The organism is Dechloromonas aromatica RCB, from assembly GCF_000012425.1.
This window is the reverse complement of record NC_007298.1, coordinates 875,001-900,110: the sequence shown is the minus strand read 5'-3', so window position 1 is coordinate 900,110 and position 25,110 is coordinate 875,001. Positions and strand designations below refer to the sequence as shown.

Below are 25,110 nucleotides of genomic sequence, written 5' to 3'. Positions count from 1 at the left end.
ATTTCGCCGGATTATCCAGCCTTGGTGCCGGAAAGGCGAGATTGATGTTCTGGCCGTATTTTTAACAAGAACAAGGTTAGCAGGCAGAAGACTGCGCCGGCATAGAAGGTAAATGCGGCTCCGTAGATGTCCCACAGCCAGCCGGCACAAACGCTGGCCAGCAACATGGCCAGCCCACTGATCAGATTGAAAAAGCCGAAAGCGGTTCCCCGTAAATCGGCCGGCGCCGTATCGGCCACCATCGTGGCCAGCAGGCCCTGCGTCATACCGAGGTGGATGCCCCATAGCGCCACGCCAGCAAGCACGACTGCCCAATGCGAACTGCTGGCCAGCACGAGATCGGCGGCAATCAGGACCAGCAAACCGATTGCCAGCAACTTGGTGTGGCTGACGCGATCCGACAGTTTGCCGAAGGGATAAGCCGACAGCGAATAAACGATATTCATGGCGACCATGACCAGCGGAATCAGCGCCAGTGCCATGCCGCCCTGCTGCGCCCGCAGCACCAGAAAGGCTTCGCTGAAGCGGGCCAGCGTAAATAATCCGCCCACCGCGACCACCCACCAATAAGCGCCCCCCAGTCGTCGCAGATTGGCCCGACTGATCGGATTGCGCCGAACCGCGTGGGCCGGTCGATCCGGCTCATGCACGCCAAAGACCAGCACGGCCACGGCGAGCAGGCCGGGAATGACCGCCACCCAGAACACCGCCCGGAAATCGTCCGCCCACAACAGCATCAACCCCACCGCCAGTAGCGGCCCGACAAAGGCGCCAACGGTATCGAGCGACTGGCGCAAACCGAAGGCGGCGCCCCGCAGTTCAGGCGGAGCGATGTCGGCGACCAGCGCATCGCGTGGCGCACCGCGGACGCCCTTGCCGACGCGATCGGCCAGCCGGGCAGCGAGGACCAGCCCGGTGCCCGAGGCCAGCGCAAAGACCGGCTTGCTCAGCGCACCGAGCGCGTAACCGAATACCGCCAGCCCCTTGCGCTTGCCGAGGTAATCACTGAGCGCCCCGGAGAACACCTTGACGATCAAGGCCGTCGCTTCGGCCAGCCCTTCAATCAGCCCAACGACCAGGGCGCTCGCCCCCAGCGTGCCGACCATGAACAGCGGCAGCAGGCTGTGGATCATCTCGGAGGAAATATCCATCAGCAAACTGACAAAGCCGAGCATCCAGATGCCACGTGGCATTTGGGCAGGCATCGGGGTGCTGGTCTTGGTATCAGTCATGGTCACCGGGGAATCGTTGGACAATAGAGCCGCAGCTTAAGCGATCCCCTTGCTTCACGACTATCGCAACAGCTTCAGTAACAAAATCAGGTTGATGGCGAGCGAGATGGCCGCAACGCCTTTCCAGAATTGCAGCGGATTGCGCTGGACCAGCGGCTGCCGGCTGGGTGCCGCAATGGGCCGGGCAGCACCGCGCTCCAGGGCGAGCAGGAACTCCTCGGCCGTTTCGAAACGGTCCTTGGCCTCCTTGGCCACGGCCTTGAGCAGGATGTTCTCCAGCCAGCCGGGGATTTCCGGCCGCCAGCGCGTTGGTCGCGTCGGCTCGCCGAATTTTGGCGTCTGGAAGGGTTCGATTTCACCGTAGGGGTATTTACGGGTCAGCAGATGGTAGAGCGTGACCCCGGCGGCGTAGAGGTCGTAGCCCGCTTGCGGCTCCGGGTTCTCGAACAGTTCCGGGGCCATATATGAAGGCGTGCCGGCCTGGCCGATCGGATCGCCGGCCTTGCGTTCGGCCAGGCTGACGGCCACCCCGAGATCGAGGATGCGCAGCACGCCATCCTGCCCGAGGTGAATGTTGTCGGGCTTGATGTCGCGATGCACGATATCGAGCCGATGCAGGCTGGCGATGGCCTTGAGCAGCGCAACACCATGGCGCACCACCTCACCGACAGGGAAATGCTGGTCGCCATCGAGACGGACTTGCAGGGTCGCCCCGGCATGCCAGGTCATCAGGTAATACAGGCAACTGCGCTGCTCGGCCGGCACGACCTGAGGGAAGAAGGGCGAAACCACGCGGCGGGCACGCCACTCCTCCATCAGCAGCGCTGCCGTGGCCTCGGGATCACCCTCCATGCCCGGCTGTAGCGTCTTGAGGACCAGTTGCTGGCCGTTACGCGGATTGCTGACGCGATACAGCAGGGTCTCCCGGGAATCATGCAGGATATCCTCGACGACCAGCCCATCCAGTTCATGGCCGGGCTTCATGCGGTGCGGCAAAGGCAGACTGGCCGCCCCCTCCAGGCTATCGCGCAGATTGGCCGGCGGCAGGGCCAGCACATCGACGACCACCGCGCTGGCGTTGTCGTGCCCGCCGTGGGCAATGGCCAGACTGGTCAATGCCGCCGCTGCCCCCTGAGGTTCCGGGTGATCGAGCAGCACATCGGCGATCAGGGCATCCGGCAGCACACCCCAGACGCCATCGGAAATCAGCAAGAAACGGTCGTTGAGCGCCAGTTCGCCATCAGCGAAATCCATCAGCACGCGCGGATCGAGGCCGATGGCCCGCGACAGCACGTTGTTCAGTTCCGGGTGTTCCCAGGTGTGATCGACGGTCAGCTGATGCAGTCGCCCTTCCTGAAAACGGTAGATGCGCGAATCGCCGATATGTGCCGTGTAGAAACGACGGCCACGCAGGACGACGACCGACAGCGTCGTCGCCATGCCGGCCAGCTCTGCATTGCGGCTGCCCTCGGCGATGACCCAGCGATTCAACGCCGTCGAAACTGTCTCGATGGCGCGCGGCACACTCCAGGTATCCGGCGTTGCGAAATAGTCGGCGAGCAGACCGCGCACCGTGTATTCAGCGGCCTCGCGTCCGCCCTTGTGGCCACCGATCCCGTCAGCCACTGCTGCAATGACGCCCTTGTTGTCGAGGTCCTGACCTTCCGGCGTCGCAACACCGCAAAAATCCTCGTTCCGCTCGCGCGGTCCGGTCAATGAAGCGTATCCAAGGGCAACTTGCAGAGGCATGCATTTATCCAGGCAAAAAGGCGGGGCAGCCAGTAAGCGCCCCGCCGTGTGACTTTACGTCAGATCTTGGCCGCCGTCAGGTGACTGGCGCCCCAGGTGGTACGCCAGCGGGTCTTGACACCGGTCAGGCCAAGCAAGGCCAGCACTGCCAGCGAGGCAAAGATCAGGAAGCCAGCCTGGTAGCTGCCGGTCAGTTGCTTGGAATAACCGAGGCTGGAGGCCAGGTAGAAACCACCGACACCGCCGGCCATGCCAACCAGACCGGTCATCACGCCGATTTCCTTGCGGAAGCGCTGCGGCACCAACTGGAACACGGCACCGTTGCCCATGCCCAGCGAGAGCATGGCACCGACGAAGACGAGCAGCGCCATCCAGGCCTCCGGCAGGCCAAAGCTGACGATGGACAGGAACAAAGCCGCAAACATGTACATCACGGTCAGCGACTTCACGCCGCCGATGCGATCAGCCACGTTGCCGCCAATCGGGCGAACCAGCGAACCGGCAAAGACACAGCCGGCAGTAAAGTAGCCCGCCATCTTCGGATCAAGGCCGTACTGGGTGTTGAAGTAGATGACCAGCGACGAAGCCAGGCCGACAAAGCCGCCGAAGGTCACCGAGTAGAAGAACATGAACCACCAGGCATCCTTGTCCTTGAGGACTTTCAGGTACTCGGCAAAGGTCTTGGGCGGCGGCGCATCCGGTGCATCCTTGGCCATGAAGATGAAAGCGATCAGCACAATGACCAATGGAATCAGCACGACACCGAAGACATTGACCCAGCCGAAGGCGGCCGCCAGCCCCGGGGCAAACAAGGCAGCGAGCGCCGTTCCGGAGTTGCCGGCTCCGGCAATCCCCATCGCTGTGCCCTGATGCTCGGCCGGATACCAGCGCGAAGCCAGCGGCAGCGCGGCAGCGAAGGAAGCGCCAGCAACACCGAGGAAGAGTCCGAGGATCAGCACTTCAGCGTAGGAATGCACGCCGACCTGCCAGGCATAGATCATGGTCGCGATGACCACGACCTGCCCGATGATGGCCGCCTTCTTCGGCGACAGGCGATCAACCAGGATGCCCATGATGATGCGCAGCAGCGCACCGGCCAGCACCGGCGTCGCCACCATCATGCCCTTTTCGGCATGCGACAGGCCCAGATCCTTGGCAATACTGATACCGAGGGGCCCGAGCAGCACCCAGACCATGAAAGCCAGATCGAAGTAGAGGAAGGCCGCGAGCAAAGTCGGCGTGTGGCCGGCCTGCAGGAATGATTTCTTGTCCATGTTGGTCTCTTTTCCGCGTTGATCGCCGAAGCGCTCGTTAAGGGGGATTGCTTGTGTCAGCGCATGGCATCGTCGCCATCAGCCCACCCTCGTTGGCGGAAAATCGCTGTGATGACCTGACTCCGCAAGCCCCGTGCCAGGACAATAACCCTATGAATTGTTTAGATTATCAACAAAACACTGATGGCGACCTGCACCAAAAGAGGGCATTCATTTCCATTGCGGTGCAGCATTTCGTGGCCGGTGTATTGCAATGATTCAAGATGCAGGCCAAAATGCATCGCAAATGCAACTCAAAGGAAATCCGATGAAAACCGCCACCTTTCCCTCTTTGCGCGTCACGCCCGAGTTGAGGCAAGCCGCCGAACAAATTCTGCAGGAAGGCGAAACCCTTTCCAGCTTCGTCGAACAATCGATTCGCGAAAGCATCGGACGCCGTCAAATCCAGCAGGAATTCATCGCTCGTGGCCTCCGTTCGCGCGACAACGCCGGCCAGACCGGAAAATATGTCAGCGCCGATAACGTGATCGGACGACTGGAGCAAATGCTGGCAAGCGCCAAGGACAACAAGTGAGCTATCAGGTACGGTTTACGGAAGATGCCGAAGCCGATCTGCTCAGACTCTATGAATTCATTCTGGCCAAGGACCAGACAGATTGGTCACTGGCAACCCGAGCGCTTGAAGCCATAAAAAATGGAATCCGGAGCCTGGAACTCTCGCCTTTCAGCTACCGGAAAGCGACTTCGGATAACCCATTTCTGCGGGAACTGCTCATTCCATTCGGCGCTTCAGGGTACGTGGCTTTGTTTGAAATCGAGAATGAGCAAACGGTGACCATTCTTGCGGTACGACACCAGTTGGAAGAGGATTACCACTGAATAGCAGCTTGGGCGATCCGGAAACAAAGGTCTGTCCCCGGTTACAGTGAAATTTTCGGTTGACCGTGGAAGCCCCCCAGGACTTTCCAGAACGACAGTTAGTTGCGCTGAATGCTAGATGCCGGCCGGTGCGGCAGCTGACAAGGCATAAACATGCAAATGCAGTATGCTTTGAGTCTATTTTCTCAATTTAAAACCAATTGTCTTTGGACCCAAAGGGATTGCTCGCTCTATTCACCCCTATGAGGTTATTCAAATCAGGCACTCAGAATGGTAAAACTCTCACTGGTCGGCGTTTTCGTTGCGCTCTCATGTATTTCGTCAGGTGTTAACGCAGTTCAGCCATCTGTTGAAGAACGACTGACGTCGTGTGACCCTAGCATTGCAGTTGCTGCAGCAGATGAGTTTGTAGGAAACCCGTCAAATTCCCACGACGAAGGGCAACTGTTTACAGTGGCCAAAATATATTTGGAAAACAAACGCGAGGATGATGCAGTGTTTTGGTATTTCGCGGCGAAGCTGCGACTTATTCATTTCATCGCCGGTGATGAAAATAATCAGAAATACACAATGATGCTGGGCTGGGGTTCCGGGATACTGGAGCCACATATCAAGATTCATGCGCTAAAAGACTTGAACAAACTTCGTGATACCACTGATCACCTCATAACGTGGAACGATAAGACCTACGATCAATACAAAAAACATAACTCGGTGAAGGCAGCAAAACTGGAAGCTGATCTCCAGCAAATGTTCATCAAACTTGAGCGAGAACAAAGAGAATATGGCATGGCCGCCAAGGTCTTTAGTAGTCGAGTCCCTGAAGCTGCGAAACAGGCATGGGATGCTGCTCTGAAGATAGGTTATGGTTCCTCTGTCAGCATCTACCCGGGTTTCGAGGGGCTGCAAAAGTTGAGTACATCCACCAACACGGTATTGGAAAATGAAGCGAGACTGGCCGCGACTGTTTCCGAAAATGTTTTCTTCGGTTTGCGAGCGAACTGTCAGGATCCCAAAACAGGGCGATAAAGGGGGCTCGTTTTCTTTCCGACCAAGACGGTGGACGAAAGGGGCAAATGCCATTTCAATTGCCGCTCTTTTTTCCAGGTGACCATAGCATTCCGCTTCCCGGCCAACCGGCGTCCAAATCCAGCCGCAACCCCAAGGGGGTAGGCATCGCTTTTCTCACCATCGGGCTCCAGTCACTCGGGGAGCGGGAGGTCGCCACTGCTACCCTTGGCATCACTCTGGTTCATATGGTGTGCCATTCTCTATTTTCATACCTCGTTTAGATAGCCCTCCCGGATTTCCTGCCGGCAGTCCATTTGGCATTTGCGCATCCAGCAGGGCTGACCTAATCTGAAGACAGCCGCATACGCCCCCGCCGTTTGTCATCTTGCCCGGGCAGAACCATCGGCCACTCACTTTCAATATCTGTCAGGACGCCATCGTCGTCCGCATGTGTTCAGAAAGGAATTGGAAATGGCATTCAAACCCGCTACCAAGCGCAAGGGCGCCACGCTAGTCGCCTCTTTCCCACCCGAGCAGGCTCACCCTCGAATCTGCTTCGAACGGATCATTCCCGACGAACTCGACCAGGAACGCCCGGCCCGCCAGGCGTTGCGCGAGTACATGCTGAGCAGCGAGAAACGCAAGCTGAATGCCGATGAGGTGGCCCATGTCGCCCGGATGGCCGTCGTCAAGACCAAGAAATGGCCGGCGGGAACGACGCTGCGCTGTCTGTTCCTCGACGGCAGCACGACGATGAAGAAGAAGGTTCGGGCCTATGCGCACCAGTGGGAGAAGCAGGCCAACATCAAGCTGAAATTCGTTACCAAAGCGCCGGCGGAAATTCGCATCTCGTTCTATGCCGACGCCGGATCATGGTCAGCCGTGGGCCGCGATGCCTTGAACCAGGCCTATTTCCCCCTGCATCAGCCGACCATGAACTACGGCTGGTTGCGTGACGACACGCCGGACGACGAATATTCACGGGTCGTGCTGCACGAATTCGGCCACGCGCTGGGCTGCATTCACGAGCATCAGACGCCGACCTTCAATCGGAAATGGGACGTCAAGGCAGTGATGAAGTATTTCCAGGGGCCGCCCAACTACTGGACGGAAGACTCGATCAAACACAACGTGCTGCAGAAATACTCCCCGACCGGGATTGCCGCCACCGTGTTCGATCCCAAGTCGATCATGCTCTACTCGTTCGATGCCGCGCTATTTGCCGATGGTCTGGGGCCGACCAACGAAAACAGCAAATGCTCATCTGACGATATCAAGATGATCGGAACGATGTATCCGAAATAGCGATGTCGGCGGCCGAGGATGCGGCTGGCGGCAGGAGGCCGTGCCGCAAACCTCGGCCTGACTTATGCAAAACCGGCAGTTTTGTGTGCCTGCACAATGATTACCCAGCCGACTGCGCGATCACCGGAATCGGGCCAGGCTCAACACAATCACCGCCAGCATCAGCACAAACGAAACACTCTTCCAGAAGATCACCGGGTTGCGCTCAATGAGCGGCGGACGAGTCTTGTTCAGGAAATCCTTGTTCGGGTGATGGAGATCGAAGACAAATTCGGATAATTCCTCATAACGTTCAAAGGGATCAGGATCGACGGCTTTGCGGATGGCATCGTCGACCCAGGCAGGAATTTCCTTTTCGTCGTTGAGGACCGTTTGATAGACAAGTTTTCTTTGTGCTGCCCTGGTTCTGGATTTGGCGACTTCGACGCCATAGGGCAGTCGACCGGAAAGCATCTGGTAGGCGATGACGCCAAGCGAGAAGATGTCCGAGCGTGAGGACCCGTTTTCACCGAGGAAGTATTCCGGCGCGGCGTAGGTGGCTGAGCCGAGCAGGTTGATCTGCTCAATGGGCGTGGCGATTTCCATGACGCCGGCCACCCGCGTGGCACCGAAATCGATGATCTTCACCGTGCCGGTGCTGTCGATCATGATGTTGTCGGGCCGGATATCCTGATGCACCATTTCGAGACGATGGAAGGCCTGCAGGCCCTTGGCGGCTTGCTCGAGAATACCGCGCACGCTGGCCAGATCCGGCTTCGGGTTGTCGATCATCCACTGGCTCAGCGTCTGGCCTTCAATGAATTCCGTGACGACGTAGATGTAGTGACGCTTTCGCGTCTGCAGACAGGGCTTGAGGACGTGCGCGCTGTTGATGCGGCGGGCGATCCACTCCTCCATCAGGAAGCGTTCAAGGTAGGCGGGGTCGCCTTGCAGGTTGATGGACGGTGTCTTGATGACCACCTTTTCGCCGCTTTCGCTATCGACGGCGAGGTAGATGTGGCTGCGGCTGCTGCCCTTGATTTCGCGAACGATCTGGTAGCCGTCGAAACTGGCCCGCGCTTCAAGTAGTGGCGGGAAAGGCAGTTCGGAGATTTGCCGGTAAATCTCGTTGGCTTCCGGGCTGGGCAGTGCCTCGACCTTGATGATCTGGAGCGTGAGATTGTCACCGCTGCCTTGCAGAATGGCTTCGTCGACGATGGCTTTGGCCGCAGCATCGAGATTGCCCTCGCAGCAATCGATGGTGGCGATCATGAAGTTGGCGTCGATATGTTCATAGACACCATCGGTGACGAGCAAGAAAACGTCACCCTGTTCGACCTGGATGGCCTGGTAATCGATATCCAGCTTGCGATCGATGCCCAGGGCACGGGCGAGATGGCTTTGCGTCGATGAAATCCAGACCCGGTGATCCTCGGTCAGTTGCTTCAGCGTCTTGCCGCGCAACTGATAGATCCGCGTATCACCGACATGAAAAATATGCGCGGTCGTGGACTTGATGATCATGCCGCTGAAGGTGCAGACGTAGCCGCGATCCTTGTCGTAGCGGTGCTGGCTTTGCTGGGTCTGCGCATGCAACCAGGAGTTGGTGGCAGTCAGGACGCGCTCGGCCGAGGTTCTGACCGACCACGCTTCCGAGGTGCAGTAGTAGTCCTCCAGAAAGCCGGTAACGGCCGACTGGGCGGCAACCTGGCTGACCTGGCTGCTGCTGATCCCGTCGGCCAGTGCGATGGCGATGCCCTTTGAACTGAGCAGCGGTTCATTCGGGACATAGAGGCCGTGGAAATCCTGATTGCTTTCCTTGCGGCCCTTGTCGGAGTACTGCCCGGCGGAGATCTTGAGTTTCATGCTCACTTTTATACAAGAAAAACCCCAGCCCCGTGCGGGACTGAGGCTTTTTGATCGAGCCCCGATTAGTTGAAGCTGCGCTTCGGGCCAGTCTTGATGTGCGTGGCGTACAGGGTCAGGCCGGTGAAAGCCAGACCACCGATGAGGTTACCGAGAACCACCGGGATTTCGTTCCAGATGAAGTAGTCGAGGATGGAGAAGTTGCCGCCCATCATCAGGCCGGACGGAAACAGGAACATGTTGACCACGGAGTGCTCGAAGGTCATCGCGAAGAACAGCATGATCGGCATCCACATGGCGATGACCTTGCCGCTGACCGTGGTCGAGATCATGGCACCGACAACACCGGTGGACACCATCCAGTTGCACAGCATGCCGCGGATGAAAATGGTCAGCCAGCCCATCAGGCCATACTTGGCGTAGCCGATGGTACGTGCTTCGCCAATATGGCCAATCTTGGTGCCGATTTCATTAGGCGCGGTCGAGAAACCGTAGGTGAAGACAAAGGCCATCAGGAAGGCAACGGTCAGCGCACCGAGGAAATTGCCGGTAAAGACAACACCCCAGTTTCTCAAAATTCCCTTGATGGTCACGCCCGGACGCTTGTCGAGCCAGGCCAGGGGCGTCAAAACGAAGACGCCGGTGAGCAGGTCAAAACCCAGCAGGTAAAGCATGCAGAAGCCAACCGGGAAGAGGATGGCGCCGACCAGCGCCTGACCGGTCATGACCGAGGCCGTTACGGCGAACACAGCCGCCAGCGCGAGGATGGCACCGGCCATATAGGCGCGGATCAACGAGTCACGGGTGGACATGTAGATTTTTGATTCGCCCGCATCCACCATTTTGGTGACGAATTCTGAAGGTACCAGGTAAGCCATTTTGAGTCCCTTGATCTTGCTGTGGCAGCCACAGCGTGAAGTTTTAACTTGAGAAGAAGTGCGGCGCCTGCCGCCCCTATTCGCTGCCGAGGCGAAGCGCCGTCTCGGGCGGAGCATTCTGGATTTGATATTCGACCATCCGGATCGCCGTCAGGATGTCCGCCTTGGGCTGCGCGCAGATGTACTTGTCAGCCTGGGAAAAAACTGTCCGCAAACGCCGTTTTTCGGGTTCGCCAAAGGGGTGCCCATTGGCAACCGCCAGCAGCAAATCCTGGATGCCGCTATAAAAATTGATCGAGCGGCGATCCTTGTTGATATACGCCAGTGCCAGGGCAACGTTGAAAACACCGGCGACCGAAGCGACATGCTGGTTATCCCACTCACCGGTTGCCAGCAGGAGCGACAGGTGGAGATGTGGAATCAGCATGATGTGCACTTCTTCCGGTTCGGTGATGCCGAAGTCGGCGCCGAGGAAACGGTTGATTTTGCGATGACCTGAAAAAGACATTTGACTCGCCAGTTTCTTCAATGGGCCGGATGACAGCCTGTCATCCGGCGTTTTGCCTGAAAAGGCTCCGGTCAGACGGACAGGTAGACCTGCCCGCCCTCGACCTTGACCTCGAACTTGGTGCAACCACCGACATCCGGTGCCACCGCCTTGCCGTCTTCCAGCCCGATGTTCCAGCCGTGCAGCGGGCAAGTCACCCGCTTGCCATGAACGATGCCCTGCGACAGAGGACCGCCCTTGTGCGGGCATTTATCGTGCATGGCGAACACCTGGTCATCGGAGGTACGGAAGATGGCAATGTCTCCACCAGTGGCCGGCTTGATGATGCGCGAGCCTAATTGCGGGATGTCTTCCAGCAGGCAAATCAGTTTCCAGTTACTCATTTTTCTATCCTCTTTTTTCTGAATGCTCAGGCTTCAACCATGATGGGAATGAACTGCTTGATCGCTTCCGGCTCGCGGGAGGTGGCCCACGGGTCCTTGGCATCCTTCAGCGAGTCGAGCAGCGCGGCGTAGAGCGCCTTGCGACCCTCTTCATCCTCGAGAATCCTGCCCTTGATGTAGTCCATGCCAACGCGCTCCAGGTAGTGGCAGGTGCGCTCCAGATACCAGCCTTCGAGGCGGTAGAGTTGCAGGAAGGCGCCGGAATATTCCATGACGTCCTCGTCCGATGACACCTTGCACAGGAACTGGGCGACTTCGGTCTTGATGCCGCCGTTACCGGCGATGTAGATCTCGTAGCCGGAATCGACACCGATGATGCCGACGTCCTTGATGCCGGCTTCGGCACAGTTACGCGGGCAGCCGGAGACGGCCAGCTTGACCTTATGCGGTGCGTACATGTCGAACAGCATCTTTTCCAGCTTGACGCCCATCGACATCGCCAGTTGCGTACCGAAGCGGCAGTGCTCCATGCCGACGCAAGTCTTCACGGTGCGGATCGACTTGCCGTAGGCGTGGCCGGAAACCATGCCGGCGGCGTTGAGGTCGGCCCACATGGCCGGCAGGTCTTCCTTCTTGACGCCGAGCAGGTCAATACGCTGGCCGCCGGTCACCTTGACGGTCGGCACGTTGTACTTCTCGGCGGCATCGGCAATGGCGCGCAGTTCCTTGGGGTTGGTCAGACCGCCCCACATGCGCGGCACGACCGAGTAGGTACCGTCCTTCTGGATGTTGGCGTGTGAACGCTCGTTGATGAAGCGCGATTGCGGATCGTCCTTGGCTTCATGCGGCCAGGTCGAAATCAGGTAGTAATTGACGGCCGGGCGGCACTTGTCGCAGCCGTTCGGCGTCTTCCACTCCAGCGCCGCGAAGACGGCTTCCTTGGTGATCAGGTGCTGGTTCAGGATGGCTTCACGCACCGCCTTATGCGACTGCTCGGTACAGCCACAGACCGGTTTCTTGTCGGAAGCAGCAGGCGTGTAGGCGCCGCCGATGGTCGAAGCAAGAATCTGCTCGACCAGACCAGCGCAGGAACCGCAGGAAGAGGCTGCCTTGGTGTGCTTCTTCACCTCGTCCAGCGTGAAGAGCCCCTTGGCCTTGATCGCCTGGACGATGACGCCCTTGGTGATGCCGTTACAGCCGCAGACCTCTGCGCTGTCGGGCATGTCGGCCGCTTTGCTATTGCCGGCATGGCCGACGTCACCAACCAGCGACTGGCCGAAAATCAGCTGGTCGCGGATGTCGTGAATGTCGCGGCCGTCCTTCAGCAACTGGAAGTACCACGGGCCATCTGCCGTATCGCCGTACATGACGCCGCCGACCAGCTTGTTGTCCTTGAGCACCAGCTTCTTGTACACGCCGCCGTAAGGGTCGTTGAGGACGATTTCCTCGGTGCCCTCGCCGCCCATGTAGTTGCCGGCCGAGAAGAGGTCAATGCCGGTGACTTTCAGCTTGGTTGAAGTCACCGAACCGGTGTAACGGCCAATGCCGTAGCCAGCCAGATGGTTGGCGGCGACCTTGGCCTGTTCAAACAGCGGGGCGACCAGGCCATAGGCAATGCCACGGTGCGTCACGCACTCGCCAACGGCATAAACCTTCGGGTCGTAGGTCTGCATGGTGTCATTCACCACGATGCCGCGGTTGCAGTAGATACCGGAAGACTCAGCCAGCGCATAGTTCGGGCGGATGCCGGCGGCCATCACGACGAGGTCGGCCGGGATAGTCATGCCGTCCTTGAAGCGCACGGCGGCAACGCGGCCAGACTCGCCCTGGACCAGCATTTCGGTCTGTTTCTGGAGCAGGAACTTGAGGCCCTTGTCTTCCAGCGACTTCTGCAACATCTTGCCGGCGACTTCGTCGAGCTGACGCTCGAGCAGCCACGGGCCAAGGTGCACCACGGTCACATCCATACCGCGAAGCTTCAGGCCGTTGGCGGCTTCCAGACCGAGCAGGCCGCCACCGATAACCACCGCGTGCTTGTGCAGCTTGGCGGCTTCGATCATCTCGTCGGTGTCTTTAATGTCACGGTATCCAATGACACCCGGCAGATCGTTGCCCGGAATCGGCAGCATGAAGGGCGTCGAGCCGGTGGCGATCAGCAGGCGGTCGTATTCTTCTTCGGTGCCGTCTTCAGCGATGACCTTGCGCTTGACGCGATCGATCGTCTTGATCTGCTTGCCGGTATGCAGCTTGATGTTGTTTTCCTTGTACCACTCGAGTTCGTTGAGGACGATCTCGGAGATGGTCATTTCGCCGGCGAGGACCGGGGAAAGCAGGATGCGGTTGTAGTTCGGGTGCGGCTCAGCGCCGAAGATGGTGATGTCGTAGTGATCAGGCTTGATCTTCAGCAGCTCTTCGACGGTGCGGACACCGGCCATGCCATTGCCGATCAGGACGAGACGAGGTTTACTCATTTTTGGCTCCAACGTTGCGCGCACCCGGGGGTGCAAAATTCATTTCAGCGCATGACGTCGTTGCCATCGGGCCGCCTTCGTTGGCGGGGAATTCGCTGCTCCGATGCTGTTATTGCAATCAGCGTGCCAAGGTTCTATTTCATTGATTTATATGGATTTATAAAAACAAGCCATGAACGCGTCGCACCAAATTCGTGCATCAACCGCCATCCCGGTGCAGCCCGGGTGCATTCATGCCAATCACGGAAGTATTCTTTCAGGCGCCGGGGCAAGGAGTTTTTTCCTGAAGCGCAGCGGCGCAGAACATGGCAAAACCCAGGCTCGACCTTAAGCCTGAGAACTGCCGTGCATGCGACCGGAATCAGTTGCCGCCGACCAGCAAACCCGTCGACTCAACGGCCACAATGGCCTTGGCCTGATTGAAATCCTCGGCATACCCGCTGGCAAACAACAGGCAGGCCAGCTGGTTGGCAATCGGTTTGGGCAGGGGAACCTGCTTGTCGAGGATGCGGCGTATCCATTTCGCCGTGCTGACTGCATCCGAAGCTTCGGGGAGGTTAGGCAGGGAACGCAGGCTTTCGTGTTCGGCTTCGAACAGGGCCTCAACCATGCCGCCATGGATGTACTCGAGACGCGGGCGGCGCTTCGGGTTGGCAAACGGTTCGCCTTCCGTCCCTCGCAGCAACAGCCCGCGCTGGCCCCGCGCCAGCAAAATGTTGCGCATCAGGTCGAGAAACTCGGGGTGAGTAGCCGGCGCGACCATGACCGCATCGCCCCGGAAAGGATTGATCAGCTTGACCAGGCTGTGCGCGCTGTTGCGCACCCCCATCCGGCTGCGCAGGGCCAGCAGGTTATGGATGCCGGGACACATGGCGCTAAGCGGCAGGAATGCCAGGCCTTTTTCTTCCAGCGCGACCTGAGCCTGGGTGGCCGAGGCCATGGGCATGATGCCCAGCTCCCGGAAAATATGCGCCGTCGTCACCCGTCCGAAGCCTTCGAGCAAACCATGCACCACGACGGGCACACCAAAGCGCTGCAGGAGCAGCGCCAGCAGCGGCGTCAGGTTCGCTTCCTTGCGGGCGCCGTTATAGGTTGGCAGCGCCACCGGCCGGACGCGGCCATGCGGCATGTCGAGCAGGTTCGTCCGGTCATCGATGGCCCCCAGGAAGCCGAGCATTTCGTCGAGCGACTCGCCCTTGACCCGCAGGCCAAGGATGATCGCGCCCATTTCGAGATCGGGCACACCGCCGTCGAGCATCGCCGCGTAGAGCTGCTGCGCGTCGTCGCGCGGCAAATCGCGCGCGCCTTCGGCGCCGCGACCAATCTCCTTGATGTATTGTGCGTAGCTCAAAGTCTCCTCCAGTCGCGGTCAGGCTGCCGCTGCAGTTTTTTTGGTTTGCTCGGCAAGCATGCGCTTGATATCCGGCACGCATGAACCGCAAAAGGTTCCACACTTAAGATTCTGCTGGAGTTTCGGCAAATCTGCACCGTTTTCCAGTTCCTTACGGATTTGCACATCACTGACGTCGGCACACTTGCAGACGATATTGCGCGGTGCCATGCTGACCGGCGGTTTCGCGGTCGGCGCCAGAGCGAAGCGGATCAGGCTGGCATCCAGCTCATCCTCGGCCATCGCCTGCTTGAGCCAGGCTTGAGCCAGCGTCTCGCCAACCAGACGGACGCCAATCAGGCGCCCCTCCTGGGCAATCGCCTTCTTGGCCACCTTGCGCGTCGCATCAATATAGACGATAGCGCCGTCAGCTCCGTCCAGACCGAAGAGACGATCCAGATCGAGCACTTCTTGCTCGCCGATCGGCAGCGCAGTAGCTGCACGAAAAACGACCAGCGGGCTTTTCCGTCCGTATAGGCCGAGCGTGACATACGGATAGTCGCCGAGCACCGTACGAGCCCGCTGCAGCAATTCCAGTGCCGCCGACTGGCTGGCACAACGGCGCACCACCGCCAGCGGATACGGCAAATCCATTTTTACGATCTGCACCGCTGCATGCTTGAGTTCCGGTTGTTTCGAATAGGGATCGGTAGCGTCGCTAGCCAGCGCATTGGCGCCAGGCGTATTCATGAACTGGTTGCCCCAGTGCATCGGCATCCAGGCCCTGCCCTTGACCAGCCCGGGTCGATCAGTCACACGAACCACCATCTCGCCGCGGCCATTGGTCACCTTGGCCAGATCACCGGACTCCAGACCACGATGCCGCATATCGCAAGGATGCATGGCAAGCAGCGGTTCATCTTCAAGGTTGAACAGGCGCGGCACAGTGCCGGTGCGGCTCATGCCGTGCCAATGATCGCGCATACGACCGGAGAGCAGGCTGATTGGCAGTTCAGAAGACAGCGCGTCGGCGGTCGGCTTGTGTTCGACCGGCACGAAACGCGCCTTGCCATCCGCCGTCGGGAAATGCCCATCTTCGTAGAGACGCACCTTGCCGCTGCTTGCTCCTTCCGGATACGGCCACTGCTGCGGGCCTTGCGCTTCAAGCAAGGCGTAGGACAAACCGGTGATGTCGAGATCGCGGCCACGCGTGCTTTCGCGATGCTCATTGAAGATGGCCTCGGCATCGGCATAGGGGAACAACTTGTCAGCGCCGGCGTGATCCAGTTTCTTGCCCAGACGACGCGCAAAGTCGACCACAATTTCCCAGTCGTGGCGCGCTTCCCCCGGTGCCTTGACTGCCGGCAGGACGCGCGTGATGCAGCGTTCCGAGTTGGTCACCGTGCCATGCTTTTCACCCCAACCACTGGCCGGCAGCAACAGATCGGCATAATCGGCCGTATCGGTGTTGCCGTAGGCCTCCTGCAGCACCACGTATTCCGCGGCCTGTAGCGCCTCGCGTACCGCTGCCTGATTGGGCAATGATTGGGCTGGATTGGTGCAGGCGATCCAGACCGCCTTGACCTCGCCAGTTTTCAGGGCTTTGAACAAGTCGACTGCGGACTTTCCGGGTGTTGCCGGAACGAAAGGCACCCCCCAGAAACGCGCCATCTCGGCACGATGCGCTGGATTGGCGAGATCGCGATGCGCCGACAGCAGATTGGATAGACCACCGACTTCGCGTCCGCCCATGGCATTCGGCTGCCCGGTCAGCGAAAACGGCCCGGCACCCGGCTTGCCGATCTGGCCGGTGGCGAGGTGCAAATGAATGATCCCGGCGTTGTTGTGCGTACCGTGCGCCGACTGGTTCAAACCCTGGCAGTAGAGCGACAACGATGCATCGCTGGCGCCGAACCAGCGGGCTGCCTGGACGATGGCCTCGGCCGGCACACCGCACAGCGCGGCGACCTGGTCCGGCGAGTAATTTTTGACGATCTCGGCCAGAGCATCGAAGCCGCTGGTGTGCGCCTCCACATAGGCCCGGTCGACCAGATCTTCGTTGATCAGTACATGCAACATGCCGTTGAACAGCGCAATATCGCTCCCCGGCTTGATCGGCAGATGAAGATCAGCGATCTCGGCGCTTTCCGAGCGCCGCGGGTCGGCGACGATGATCTTCAGATCCGGGTAGGCCACCTTGGCATCTTCAATGTAACGAAAAACAATCGGATGAGCGACGGCAGGATTGGCCCCGCTGATGAAAATAAGCTTGGCCCGCAGGATGTCAGCGTAACTGCAAGGCGGCGCATCGGCGCCTAGCGTCTGCTTGTAGCCAGCCACGGCCGACGACATGCAAAGACGTGAATTGGTGTCGACGTTATTGGTCCCGATCAGGCCTTTGGCCAGCTTGTTGAAGACGTAATAATCTTCGGTCATCAACTGACCGGAAATGTAGAAGGCTACGGAGTCAGGACCGTATTCCCGAATGGTGGTGGCAAAACGCTCTGCCGCTTCATCAAGCGCCAATTCCCAACTGAGGCGCTGCCCGCCTTGACCACGAACAAGGCGCTTCTCCGGAAACTGCAAACGATAGGTCGGGTTAACGGTCTGATTCAGGGTCGCGCCCTTGGTGCACAGACGCCCGCGATTCGCCGGATGCTCGGAGTCACCACGCAAGCCAGTAACGACGCCGCTCTCGGTTTCGATAAGCACGCCACAACCGACGCCACAATAGCAGCAAGTAGATTTAACTTCAGTTCTCATGATTTTCCTTCCGGCATGCCATCAGCAACAGGCATGCCACCTATAAAAATCATGGGCTTGCATAAAAAAAAGGGGAAACCCCTGTTGGAATTTCCCTTTTTTGGTGCGTTAACCGAAGCAAGCGTCCCTATTTGATGCGTTGCAACTTGGGACGCCCTCCTTCTGGGCGCGGCGGCTCCGGTGGCTCATCAGAAACCGCTTCGGATTCGACCGGCTCAATGAACACCTCATCGGCCATCGCCTCATCACCATCGACTTCAAAAGCCATCCCGGCGCCGTTTTCGCGAGCATAAATAGCAGAAATTCGATTGATCGGGACCGATAATTCGCGCGCAACACCACCGAAGCGAGCCTGGAATTCGACGTACTCATTCCCGATCTGCAGCTTGTTGGTCGCACTGGGGCCAAGATTCAGCACGATCTGGCCCTCGCGCACGAACTCACGTGGAACACGAGTCCGCTCGTCGACTTCGACTGCGATATGCGGCGTAAAACCGCTATCGCAGCACCACTCCCAGAGCGCACGCAGCAGATAAGGCTTGGTAGACGGAAGTTCCATGCTTACTTGCGCATCGCCTTTTCAGAAGGCGTCAGGGCATCGATGAAACCTTGGCGGCTGAAAATACGCTCGGCGTATTTCATCAACGGTGCTGCAGCCTTGCCAAGGTCAATGCCGTAATGGTCCAGGCGCCACAACAAAGGAGCGATGGCCACGTCGAGCATGGAAAACTCGTCGCCCAGCATGAACTTCTGCTTATTAAAGATCGGCACGATCTCGGTCAGGCGAGCCTTGATTTCCTGACGCGCCTTATCGGCCGTCTTGCCGTTCTTTTCGATCACTTCCATGAACGAAAAGATCTCGCGTTCCATGCCAACCAGCAACTGGCGGGCACGCGCACGCATGATCGGATCAGCCGGCATCAATTGCGGATGCGGGAAACGCTCGTCGATGTATTCGTTGATGATGTTCGGCTCGAACAACACCAGATCGCGCTCGACCAGAACCGGCACACGATTGTGCGGATTGATCGCCGCCATCTCTTCCGGCTTGTTGAACATGTCGACATCGATCACCTGAAAATCCATGCCCTTTTCGAACAGGACAATGCGGCAGCGATGACTAAAGGGGCAAGTAGTACCCGAGTAGAGGTTCATCATTTGTGGTAACCCTCAAAATGAGATTCGGCACCGGGGGCTGGCCGAAGCCAAACCCGCGATGCCGTTAGCTAATCCGCGAAGGATCAGTGAATATCTTTCCAGTATTCCTTCTTCAGTGCGTAAGCAACGACGAAGAGGACTGCCAGGAAGCCAAGAACGAAAAAGCCCAGCGTCCGACGGAACTCCTGCTGGGGCTCAGCCATCCAGACCATGAAGCCGACCAGATCGGAAACCGACTTGTCGAATTCTGCCGGCGCCATCGAGCCAGGAACAGCCAGTTCCAGCTTGTGCGTTTCGTGATTGCGCACTTGCTGACCCTGCAGCCCGTACAGTACATGCGGCATACCGACATTTTCGAACACTACGTTATTCCAGCCAGTCGGACGGTTCTCGTCGCGATAGAAGGAACGCAAGTAGGTGTAAAGCCAGTCAGCACCAGCCGCAGCGTTGCCGGCTTCACCACGGGCGCGGGCCACGATGGTCAGGTCAGGCGGGGTAGCGCCAAACCACAACTTTTGCTCATCGGAACGCGCAGCAACCCGCATCAGTTCACCAATCTTGTCAGACGTGAACATCAGGTTTTCCTTGACCTGCTGCTCGGTCAGACCGAGGTCCAGCAGATTCTTGTAGCGCAGGTAAGACGCACCGTGGCAATTCAGGCAGTAATTGACGAACAGCTTGGCGCCATTCTGCAACGAAGCCTTGTCGCTAACGGAGCCCGGCCACTTGTCGATGTGGGCCGTACTACCGCTGGCAAATGCCATGATCGGTGCGAAGAGCAATGCGATAAGGAATTTTTTCATTTTAGGCATCCTCTCACTTGAACGTCACACGGTCGGGAACCGGCTTGAATTTGTCCATCCGGGACCACCAAGGCATGCCCAGGAAGAATCCGAAGTAGAACACCGAACAAATCTGCGATACCAGTTCACCCATCGGGGACGGGGACAGCGTGCCCAGATAACCGAGGACGAAGAAGACGATCACGAAAATGGTCAGCAGGGTCTTGTAGATCGGGCCGCGGTAACGAATCGACTTGACCGGGCTACGGTCCAGCCACGGCAGGAAGGCAAAGATCACAACCGAAGCGCCCATCGCGACAACACCCCAGAACTTGGCATCGAGACCGAACAGCGGATAGGTCACAGCACGCAGGATCGAATAGAACGGCGTGAAGTACCAGACCGGCGAAATGTGCGGCGGGGTCTTCAGCGGATCAGCCGGATAGAAATTCGGCGTTTCCAGGAAATAACCACCACCTTCCGGAGCCCAGAACATTACGGCAGAGAAGACCATCAGGAAAACAACAACACCGACGATATCCTTGACCGTGTAGTACGGGTGGAACGGGATGCCATCGCGCGGGATACCGTTCTCGTCCTTATTGGCCTTGATCTCAACACCATCCGGGTTGTTCGAACCCGTTTCGTGCAGGGCCAGCACGTGAGCAGCAACCAGACCGATCAGAACGAGCGGGAAGGCAATCACGTGGAAGGAGAAGAAGCGGTTCAGCGTTGCGTCGCCAACCACAAAGTCACCGCGGATAATCAGGGAGAGATCACCACCGATGATCGGAATCGCCGAGAACAGGTTAACGATAACCTGCGCGCCCCAGTACGACATCTGCCCCCAAGGCAGCAGATAACCGAAGAAGGCTTCGCCCATCAGGCACAGGAAAATACCAACGCCGAACAGCCAGGTCAATTCGCGCGGCTTGCGATAGGAACCGTAGAGCAGGCCACGGAACATATGCATATAAACCACGATGAAGAAGGCCGAAGCGCCAGTCGAGTGCATGTAGCGAATCAGCCAGCCCCCCGACACATCACGCATGATGTATTCGACGGAAGCGAATGCAATAGGCACACCATTGGCATTCAGAGCGGCATCGGGCTTGTAGTGCATGACCAGGAAGATACCGGTCACGATCTGGATGACCAGTACCAGTAGCGCCAGTGAGCCAAAGAAATACCAGAAATTAAAGTTCTTCGGGGCGTAGTACTCGGACAGGTGGCCCTTCCACATGGAAGTCGCCGGGAAGCGGGCATCAACCCACTCCAGCGCGTTACCAGCCAGCGAGCCGTCGGACTTGTACTTTTCGAAATTGCCAGCAGCCATTTCTTATGCTCCCTTCTTGTCTTCGCCGATCAGGATACGGGTATCGGCGAGATACACGTGCGGCGGCACTTCAAGGTTGGTCGGGGCGGGCTTCGACTTGAACACGCGACCGGCGAAGTCGAAGGTGGAGCCGTGACAAGGGCACAGGAAACCACCCAGCCACTCACCCGGCATACCCTCTTCGGAACCCTTCTTGAACTTCTGGGAAGGTGAGCAACCGAGGTGCGTACAAATACCGACGACAACCATGATTTCCGGCTTTACCGAACGGGTATCGTTCTTGGCATAGGCCGGCTGCTGATTCTTTTCCGACTTCGGATCAGCCACGGCGTCGGCCAACTTGGGTAGCGTATCCAGCATCTCCTTGGTGCGATTGATGATCCACACCGGCTTGCCCCGCCACTCGACGGTCATCATCTGACCCGGCTCGAGCTTGCTGATATCGACTTCGACCGGAGCGCCTGCCGCCTTGGCACGCTCAGATGGAAGCAAGCTGGAGACGAACGGCACGAGTGCGGCAACCGCGCCCGCCCCGCCCACGGCCGCGGTCGCGACGACCAAACGCCGCCGTCCGCAGTCCATTTTTCCTTGATTGCTCATAACGCTGACCCCTAACGGAATTAGATGGGATAAAAATTAAACGCTAAATTATACTTCATCGAAACCCTCGACAAAAGGCGCTATCAATCACCACAGATCTTGCGTTCGCGCAAAGCCTGGGCCAGCGTGCCGCTGTCGACATACTCAAGCTCTCCTCCGACGGGTACACCGCGCGCAATTCTCGTCACCCCAACCCCCTTTGGCTTGAGCATGGCGGTGATGTAATGAGCGGTCGCCTCACCTTCATTGGTGTAGTTGGTCGCCAAAATAACCTCCTTAACGACCCCGTCGAGCGCTCGAGTCATCAAACGATCCAACCCCAACTCCTTGGGACCGACACCATCCAGCGGAGAGATTTTGCCCATCAAAACATAATACATACCCCGATAAGTCAGGGTCTGCTCCATCATGTTCATATCAACGGGAGTTTCCACCACGCAAAGGAGCTCAGGATCTCGCCGGGGAGAAGCACAACGTTCGCAAATATCGCCTTCAGTAAAGGTATTGCATCGTTGACAATGCCGGATCGCCTGCAATGCATGCAGAACCGCATCCCCCAGACGCTGAGCTCCGGGCCGATCACGTTGCAATAAGTGGTAAGCCATGCGCTGCGCCGATTTCGGCCCGATCCCGGGCAAGCAACGCAACGCCTCGATCAAAGACTCAAGACCCGAAGGATTCACAGGCTCAGAACGGCAACTTAAAGCCGGGGGGTAAATTCAGGCCGGAGGTAAAGCCTGACATCTTGTCTTTACTCAAAGCCTCCCCCCTGCGTACGGCGTCATTCAAGGCCGCTGCGATGAGATCCTCAAGCATCTCTCGATCATCCATGACAGATGGATCGATATTGACCCGGCGAACTTCATGCGCGCACGTCATCAACACCTTGACCATACCAGCCCCGGCGACGCCCTCGACTTCGACCTGAGCTAGTTGCTCTTGGGCTTTTTTCATATTTTCCTGCATCGCCTGCGCCTGTTTCATCAGGCCAGCCAAGCCACCCTTCATCATATTCATTTCTCCGTTAGGCGATTGGTTTAATGGAAGACTCTACGAGAGACGCATCGAAAGATTCGATTACATCCCGGACAAACGTATCCTGAGCGATGGCCGTCGCAGCCCGCTCCTGCTGCTCTTGGCGTTGGCGACCAACGGTCTCTGCCGGCGTAACATTTTCGTTCTGCGCCAGCTCTATGCGCACCTGTAACGGGCGGCCAAAAAAATCACTCAAGGCCTGTTGCAACCGGTCTGGATTAGGCCTCATTTGAAGATGCCCTTGCGCCGGAGACAACCGAAGCAAACACTGATTCTCACTAAGTTGTCTCAACTCACAGTTCTGAGCCAACTCTCTGGCCAAACCAGACAGCGATAGCGATGCAACAATCTGATGCCAATCCATCTCACCGCTGGCAATGGGAGGCAATTTCGGAATGATCACTGGCTCAGGAATCGAGTCCCCCCTGCTCTGCGTGGCAGGAGTTGCACGTACCGCTTTTGGCATTGCGCCAGCGGCGTTGACGCGAGGTACCGCCGCACCAACAACATCAGCCACAGTACTCGGACGAAAGGTGTACAACCGAAGCAGGGTCATGACAAAACCCGCATACTCGTCAGGTGCTGCGGCCAATTCATTACGACCCGCATTGACGATTTGATAGGCTAGCTGAACAAACTCCGGCGAGAGCGCGGCTGCCAGCCCCTTCAAACGATCCCTCTCTGGCTCATCATCATCGATCGCCCCCGGAACGCACTGGGCAATCTGAAGACGCGTCAGCAGCGCACCAAGTTCCTGCAATGCAGCCGAGAAAGAGAGACTGCGGATACCGAGATCTGCCGCGACCTGTAGCAGAGCCGAGGGCTCAGCGCCGTGCAGCGCCTCAAGGATGGTAAAAAGGTAATCCTGATCAACCGTACCGAGCATGCTACGAACCTGGGCCTCTTCAACTCTCCCTGCGCCATGAGCTATCGCCTGATCCAGCAGAGATAGCGCATCCCGCATACTCCCGGCCGCAGAACGAGCAACCAGAGCAAGCGCCGGCTGATCGAAGGGAATCCCTTCTGCCTGGAGAATGTGACCAAGATGCCCCGTTATCGCCAGTACCGGCATTTGTTTCAGATTGAATTGCAGGCAGCGGGATAAAACTGTGACAGGAATCTTTTGCGGATCGGTCGTCGCGAGGATGAATTTCACATGCTCAGGCGGTTCTTCCAGCGTCTTCAGCATGGCATTGAACGCCGAATTCGATAGCATGTGAACTTCGTCGATCACATAGACTTTGAAGCGACCCCGAGTTGGCGCGTAGACGGCATTCTCAAGCAACTGGCGCATCTCATCGACACGCGTATTCGTCGCTGCGTCCACCTCAAGCAAGTCAACAAAGCGACCGCTGTCAATTTCCTGGCAAGCCGAACATGTACCACATGGTGTGGCAGTGATGCCTGTTTCACAATTCAGAGATTTAGCGAGAATCCGTGCCAAGGTCGTTTTCCCGACCCCACGCGTACCGGTAAAAAGATAGGCGTGGTGCAGACGCTGCTCTGAAAGCGCATGCGTCAAGGCACGGACAACATGCTCCTGCCCAACCAGCGTAGAAAAATTGCGCGGCCGCCACTTGCGCGCAAGAACTTGATAACTCATGCGCTTCACACCAATGGAAAGAAATGAAATTGGCGAGCCTAACCCCCGGCACTTACAATAATTGGCTGTGGCTGCTTCCTTCCGGACCTGACCAGGTTCACCACACTGTAATGCGGGGAGACCCGCCGAGCGCGATTCTATCACAGCCCCCGGTGGGTAACGTATCACGCTCGGGGTTAATTTTCCGATCAGAGATGAGCGGCGACGCTATGCTACTGATGGAGAGAGGTTTGGATCGGTAGTAAACGACAAACCCCCGTTAGCTTATGCTAACGGGGGTTTGAATGGGGAGTCTGGCGTTGACCTACTTTCGCGAGCGGTAAGCTCACTATCATTGGCGCGATGCTGTTTCACGGTCCTGTTCGGGAAGGGAAGGGGTGGTACCAGCAGGCTATTGACGCCAGACGTAACTTGTATGCCTCACGTCCTGGGGACGGGAAGCGCAAAATGGGGAAGGTTGTTTGTTGTGACTGCGTATGAGTTGCTGCAGATTACAAGGTTATAGGATCAAGCCGTACGGGCAATTAGTATCAGTTAGCTTAACGCATTACTGCGCTTCCACACCTGACCTATCAACGTCGTGGTCTTCGACGACCCTTCAAGGAGTTCAAGACTCCGGGAAATCTTATCTTAAGGCGAGTTTCACGCTTAGATGCTTTCAGCGTTTATCTCTTCCGAACATAGCTACCCGGCGATACGACTGGCGTCATAACCGGTACACCAGAGGTTCGTCCACTCCGGTCCTCTCGTACTAGGAGCAGCCCCCTTCAAATTTCCAGCGCCCACGGCAGATAGGGACCAAACTGTCTCACGACGTTTTAAACCCAGCTCACGTACCTCTTTAAATGGCGAACAGCCATACCCTTGGGACCGGCTACAGCCCCAGGATGAGATGAGCCGACATCGAGGTGCCAAACACCGCCGTCGATATGAACTCTTGGGCGGTATCAGCCTGTTATCCCCAGAGT

Annotated in this window: 22 protein-coding genes, 2 rRNA genes and 1 other RNA gene (1 of these 25 cut by a window edge); 4 read left to right on the top strand and 21 right to left on the bottom strand. The window is 57.9% G+C overall.

All coding sequences use genetic code 11. From position 1 onward, the window contains the following. Positions 1 to 11 precede the first annotated feature (11 nt). The 3 genes from DARO_RS04320 to DARO_RS04310 are packed head-to-tail and all read right to left on the bottom strand — an operon-like array spanning position 12 to position 4,255. Positions 12 to 1,232: an MFS transporter gene (locus DARO_RS04320; protein ID WP_011286592.1), complete on the bottom strand. Its 1,221-nt coding sequence runs from the start codon at positions 1,230 to 1,232 to the stop codon at positions 12 to 14. Positions 1,233 to 1,292: 60 nt separating this feature from the next. After that, entirely contained in the window at positions 1,293 to 2,981 is a 1,689-nt protein-coding gene (locus DARO_RS04315; RefSeq protein ID WP_011286591.1) for a bifunctional protein-serine/threonine kinase/phosphatase, read from the bottom strand. Positions 2,982 to 3,040: 59 nt separating this feature from the next. After that, on the bottom strand, positions 3,041 to 4,255 hold the full coding sequence (locus tag DARO_RS04310) for an MFS transporter (protein WP_011286590.1): 1,215 nt from the start codon (positions 4,253 to 4,255) through the stop codon (positions 3,041 to 3,043). 307 nt (positions 4,256 to 4,562) lie between these two features. Here DARO_RS04310 and DARO_RS04305 point away from each other — a divergent pair, with 307 nt between their 5' ends. From DARO_RS04305 to DARO_RS04290, 4 genes are all read left to right on the top strand, one after another. Then, positions 4,563 to 4,829, top strand: coding sequence for a YlcI/YnfO family protein (locus tag DARO_RS04305; protein ID WP_041224208.1), 267 nt, complete (start codon positions 4,563 to 4,565; stop codon positions 4,827 to 4,829). Continuing rightward, a complete protein-coding gene (locus DARO_RS04300; RefSeq protein ID WP_011286588.1) occupies positions 4,826 to 5,134 on the top strand; it encodes a type II toxin-antitoxin system RelE/ParE family toxin in 309 nt (102 codons plus the stop codon). The genes DARO_RS04305 and DARO_RS04300 overlap by 4 nt, the downstream gene beginning before the upstream one ends. 270 nt (positions 5,135 to 5,404) lie before the next feature. Then, the gene (locus tag DARO_RS04295; protein WP_011286587.1) at positions 5,405 to 6,163 is read left to right on the top strand and encodes a hypothetical protein; all 759 of its coding nucleotides are present in this window, start codon (positions 5,405 to 5,407) and stop codon (positions 6,161 to 6,163) included. Positions 6,164 to 6,616: 453 nt separating this feature from the next. Beyond that, positions 6,617 to 7,450: a M12 family metallopeptidase gene (locus tag DARO_RS04290; protein ID WP_011286586.1), complete on the top strand. Its 834-nt coding sequence runs from the start codon at positions 6,617 to 6,619 to the stop codon at positions 7,448 to 7,450. A 120-nt stretch (positions 7,451 to 7,570) separates the two neighbouring features. On the opposite strand, the gene DARO_RS04285 is transcribed toward DARO_RS04290, so the two are convergent. From DARO_RS04285 to DARO_RS04205, 18 genes are all read right to left on the bottom strand, one after another. Further along, positions 7,571 to 9,295: a bifunctional protein-serine/threonine kinase/phosphatase gene (locus DARO_RS04285; protein ID WP_011286585.1), complete on the bottom strand. Its 1,725-nt coding sequence runs from the start codon at positions 9,293 to 9,295 to the stop codon at positions 7,571 to 7,573. A 65-nt stretch (positions 9,296 to 9,360) separates the two neighbouring features. After that, positions 9,361 to 10,173 (bottom strand): formate/nitrite transporter family protein, encoded by an 813-nt coding sequence (locus tag DARO_RS04280; RefSeq protein ID WP_011286584.1) that lies wholly within the window; start codon positions 10,171 to 10,173, stop codon positions 9,361 to 9,363. Positions 10,174 to 10,249: 76 nt separating this feature from the next. Next, positions 10,250 to 10,681 (bottom strand): hypothetical protein, encoded by a 432-nt coding sequence (locus DARO_RS04275; protein WP_041224206.1) that lies wholly within the window; start codon positions 10,679 to 10,681, stop codon positions 10,250 to 10,252. 71 nt (positions 10,682 to 10,752) lie between these two features. Continuing rightward, positions 10,753 to 11,064, bottom strand: a complete 312-nt coding sequence (gene nirD / locus DARO_RS04270) for a nitrite reductase small subunit NirD (RefSeq protein ID WP_011286582.1) — start codon at positions 11,062 to 11,064, stop codon at positions 10,753 to 10,755. A gap of 26 nt (positions 11,065 to 11,090) precedes the next feature. Then, positions 11,091 to 13,535 (bottom strand): nitrite reductase large subunit NirB, encoded by a 2,445-nt coding sequence (gene nirB, locus DARO_RS04265; RefSeq protein ID WP_011286581.1) that lies wholly within the window; start codon positions 13,533 to 13,535, stop codon positions 11,091 to 11,093. Positions 13,536 to 13,896: 361 nt separating this feature from the next. Further along, the gene (gene ybiB / locus DARO_RS04260) at positions 13,897 to 14,886 is read right to left on the bottom strand and encodes a DNA-binding protein YbiB (protein WP_011286580.1); all 990 of its coding nucleotides are present in this window, start codon (positions 14,884 to 14,886) and stop codon (positions 13,897 to 13,899) included. A gap of 18 nt (positions 14,887 to 14,904) precedes the next feature. Beyond that, complete coding sequence (locus DARO_RS04255) at positions 14,905 to 17,628, bottom strand: nitrate reductase (RefSeq protein WP_011286579.1); 2,724 nt, start codon at positions 17,626 to 17,628, stop codon at positions 14,905 to 14,907. A gap of 127 nt (positions 17,629 to 17,755) precedes the next feature. Continuing rightward, on the bottom strand, positions 17,756 to 18,187 hold the full coding sequence (locus tag DARO_RS04250) for a ClpXP protease specificity-enhancing factor (RefSeq protein WP_011286578.1): 432 nt from the start codon (positions 18,185 to 18,187) through the stop codon (positions 17,756 to 17,758). A gap of 2 nt (positions 18,188 to 18,189) precedes the next feature. Beyond that, complete coding sequence (locus tag DARO_RS04245) at positions 18,190 to 18,786, bottom strand: glutathione S-transferase N-terminal domain-containing protein (protein ID WP_011286577.1); 597 nt, start codon at positions 18,784 to 18,786, stop codon at positions 18,190 to 18,192. An 83-nt stretch (positions 18,787 to 18,869) separates the two neighbouring features. Then, on the bottom strand, positions 18,870 to 19,589 hold the full coding sequence (locus DARO_RS04240; protein ID WP_011286576.1) for a cytochrome c1: 720 nt from the start codon (positions 19,587 to 19,589) through the stop codon (positions 18,870 to 18,872). Positions 19,590 to 19,602: 13 nt separating this feature from the next. Continuing rightward, the gene (locus DARO_RS04235) at positions 19,603 to 20,904 is read right to left on the bottom strand and encodes a cytochrome b (protein ID WP_011286575.1); all 1,302 of its coding nucleotides are present in this window, start codon (positions 20,902 to 20,904) and stop codon (positions 19,603 to 19,605) included. Between the two features lie 3 nt (positions 20,905 to 20,907). After that, positions 20,908 to 21,504: a ubiquinol-cytochrome c reductase iron-sulfur subunit gene (gene petA / locus DARO_RS04230; RefSeq protein ID WP_011286574.1), complete on the bottom strand. Its 597-nt coding sequence runs from the start codon at positions 21,502 to 21,504 to the stop codon at positions 20,908 to 20,910. An 83-nt stretch (positions 21,505 to 21,587) separates the two neighbouring features. Next, on the bottom strand, positions 21,588 to 22,187 hold the full coding sequence (recR, locus tag DARO_RS04225) for a recombination mediator RecR (protein ID WP_011286573.1): 600 nt from the start codon (positions 22,185 to 22,187) through the stop codon (positions 21,588 to 21,590). A 4-nt stretch (positions 22,188 to 22,191) separates the two neighbouring features. After that, a complete protein-coding gene (locus tag DARO_RS04220; protein WP_011286572.1) occupies positions 22,192 to 22,515 on the bottom strand; it encodes a YbaB/EbfC family nucleoid-associated protein in 324 nt (107 codons plus the stop codon). 13 nt (positions 22,516 to 22,528) lie between these two features. Next, the gene (gene dnaX, locus DARO_RS04215; protein WP_011286571.1) at positions 22,529 to 24,142 is read right to left on the bottom strand and encodes a DNA polymerase III subunit gamma/tau; all 1,614 of its coding nucleotides are present in this window, start codon (positions 24,140 to 24,142) and stop codon (positions 22,529 to 22,531) included. 28 nt (positions 24,143 to 24,170) lie between these two features. After that, an RNA gene (ffs, locus tag DARO_RS22060) (signal recognition particle sRNA small type) lies at positions 24,171 to 24,269 on the bottom strand. 164 nt (positions 24,270 to 24,433) lie between these two features. Beyond that, positions 24,434 to 24,547, bottom strand: a 5S ribosomal RNA gene (rrf, locus tag DARO_RS04210). A gap of 98 nt (positions 24,548 to 24,645) precedes the next feature. Further along, positions 24,646 to 25,110 (bottom strand): 23S ribosomal RNA (locus tag DARO_RS04205) (it continues 2,417 nt past the right edge of the window).

Excerpts from the sequence above, each read along its gene's own strand:
- DARO_RS04285 (WP_011286585.1), bottom strand. The coding sequence starts at position 9,295 with ATGAAACTCAAGATCTCCGCCGGGCAGTACTCCGACAAGGGCCGCAAG.
- DARO_RS04235 (WP_011286575.1), bottom strand. The coding sequence starts at position 20,904 with ATGGCTGCTGGCAATTTCGAAAAGTACAAGTCCGACGGCTCGCTGGCT.
- DARO_RS04240 (WP_011286576.1), bottom strand. The coding sequence starts at position 19,589 with ATGAAAAAATTCCTTATCGCATTGCTCTTCGCACCGATCATGGCATTT.
- dnaX (WP_011286571.1), bottom strand. The coding sequence starts at position 24,142 with ATGAGTTATCAAGTTCTTGCGCGCAAGTGGCGGCCGCGCAATTTTTCT.
- nirD (WP_011286582.1), bottom strand. The coding sequence starts at position 11,064 with ATGAGTAACTGGAAACTGATTTGCCTGCTGGAAGACATCCCGCAATTA.
- DARO_RS04250 (WP_011286578.1), bottom strand. The coding sequence starts at position 18,187 with ATGGAACTTCCGTCTACCAAGCCTTATCTGCTGCGTGCGCTCTGGGAG.
- DARO_RS04280 (WP_011286584.1), bottom strand. The coding sequence starts at position 10,173 with ATGGCTTACCTGGTACCTTCAGAATTCGTCACCAAAATGGTGGATGCG.
- DARO_RS04315 (WP_011286591.1), bottom strand. The coding sequence starts at position 2,981 with ATGCCTCTGCAAGTTGCCCTTGGATACGCTTCATTGACCGGACCGCGC.
- DARO_RS04255 (WP_011286579.1), bottom strand. The coding sequence starts at position 17,628 with ATGAGAACTGAAGTTAAATCTACTTGCTGCTATTGTGGCGTCGGTTGT.
- nirB (WP_011286581.1), bottom strand. The coding sequence starts at position 13,535 with ATGAGTAAACCTCGTCTCGTCCTGATCGGCAATGGCATGGCCGGTGTC.
- DARO_RS04220 (WP_011286572.1), bottom strand. The coding sequence starts at position 22,515 with ATGATGAAGGGTGGCTTGGCTGGCCTGATGAAACAGGCGCAGGCGATG.
- DARO_RS04245 (WP_011286577.1), bottom strand. The coding sequence starts at position 18,786 with ATGATGAACCTCTACTCGGGTACTACTTGCCCCTTTAGTCATCGCTGC.
- DARO_RS04310 (WP_011286590.1), bottom strand. The coding sequence starts at position 4,255 with ATGGACAAGAAATCATTCCTGCAGGCCGGCCACACGCCGACTTTGCTC.
- petA (WP_011286574.1), bottom strand. The coding sequence starts at position 21,504 with ATGAGCAATCAAGGAAAAATGGACTGCGGACGGCGGCGTTTGGTCGTC.
- DARO_RS04290 (WP_011286586.1), top strand. The coding sequence starts at position 6,617 with ATGGCATTCAAACCCGCTACCAAGCGCAAGGGCGCCACGCTAGTCGCC.
- DARO_RS04295 (WP_011286587.1), top strand. The coding sequence starts at position 5,405 with ATGGTAAAACTCTCACTGGTCGGCGTTTTCGTTGCGCTCTCATGTATT.
- DARO_RS04320 (WP_011286592.1), bottom strand. The coding sequence starts at position 1,232 with ATGACTGATACCAAGACCAGCACCCCGATGCCTGCCCAAATGCCACGT.
- DARO_RS04305 (WP_041224208.1), top strand. The coding sequence starts at position 4,563 with ATGAAAACCGCCACCTTTCCCTCTTTGCGCGTCACGCCCGAGTTGAGG.
- DARO_RS04275 (WP_041224206.1), bottom strand. The coding sequence starts at position 10,681 with ATGTCTTTTTCAGGTCATCGCAAAATCAACCGTTTCCTCGGCGCCGAC.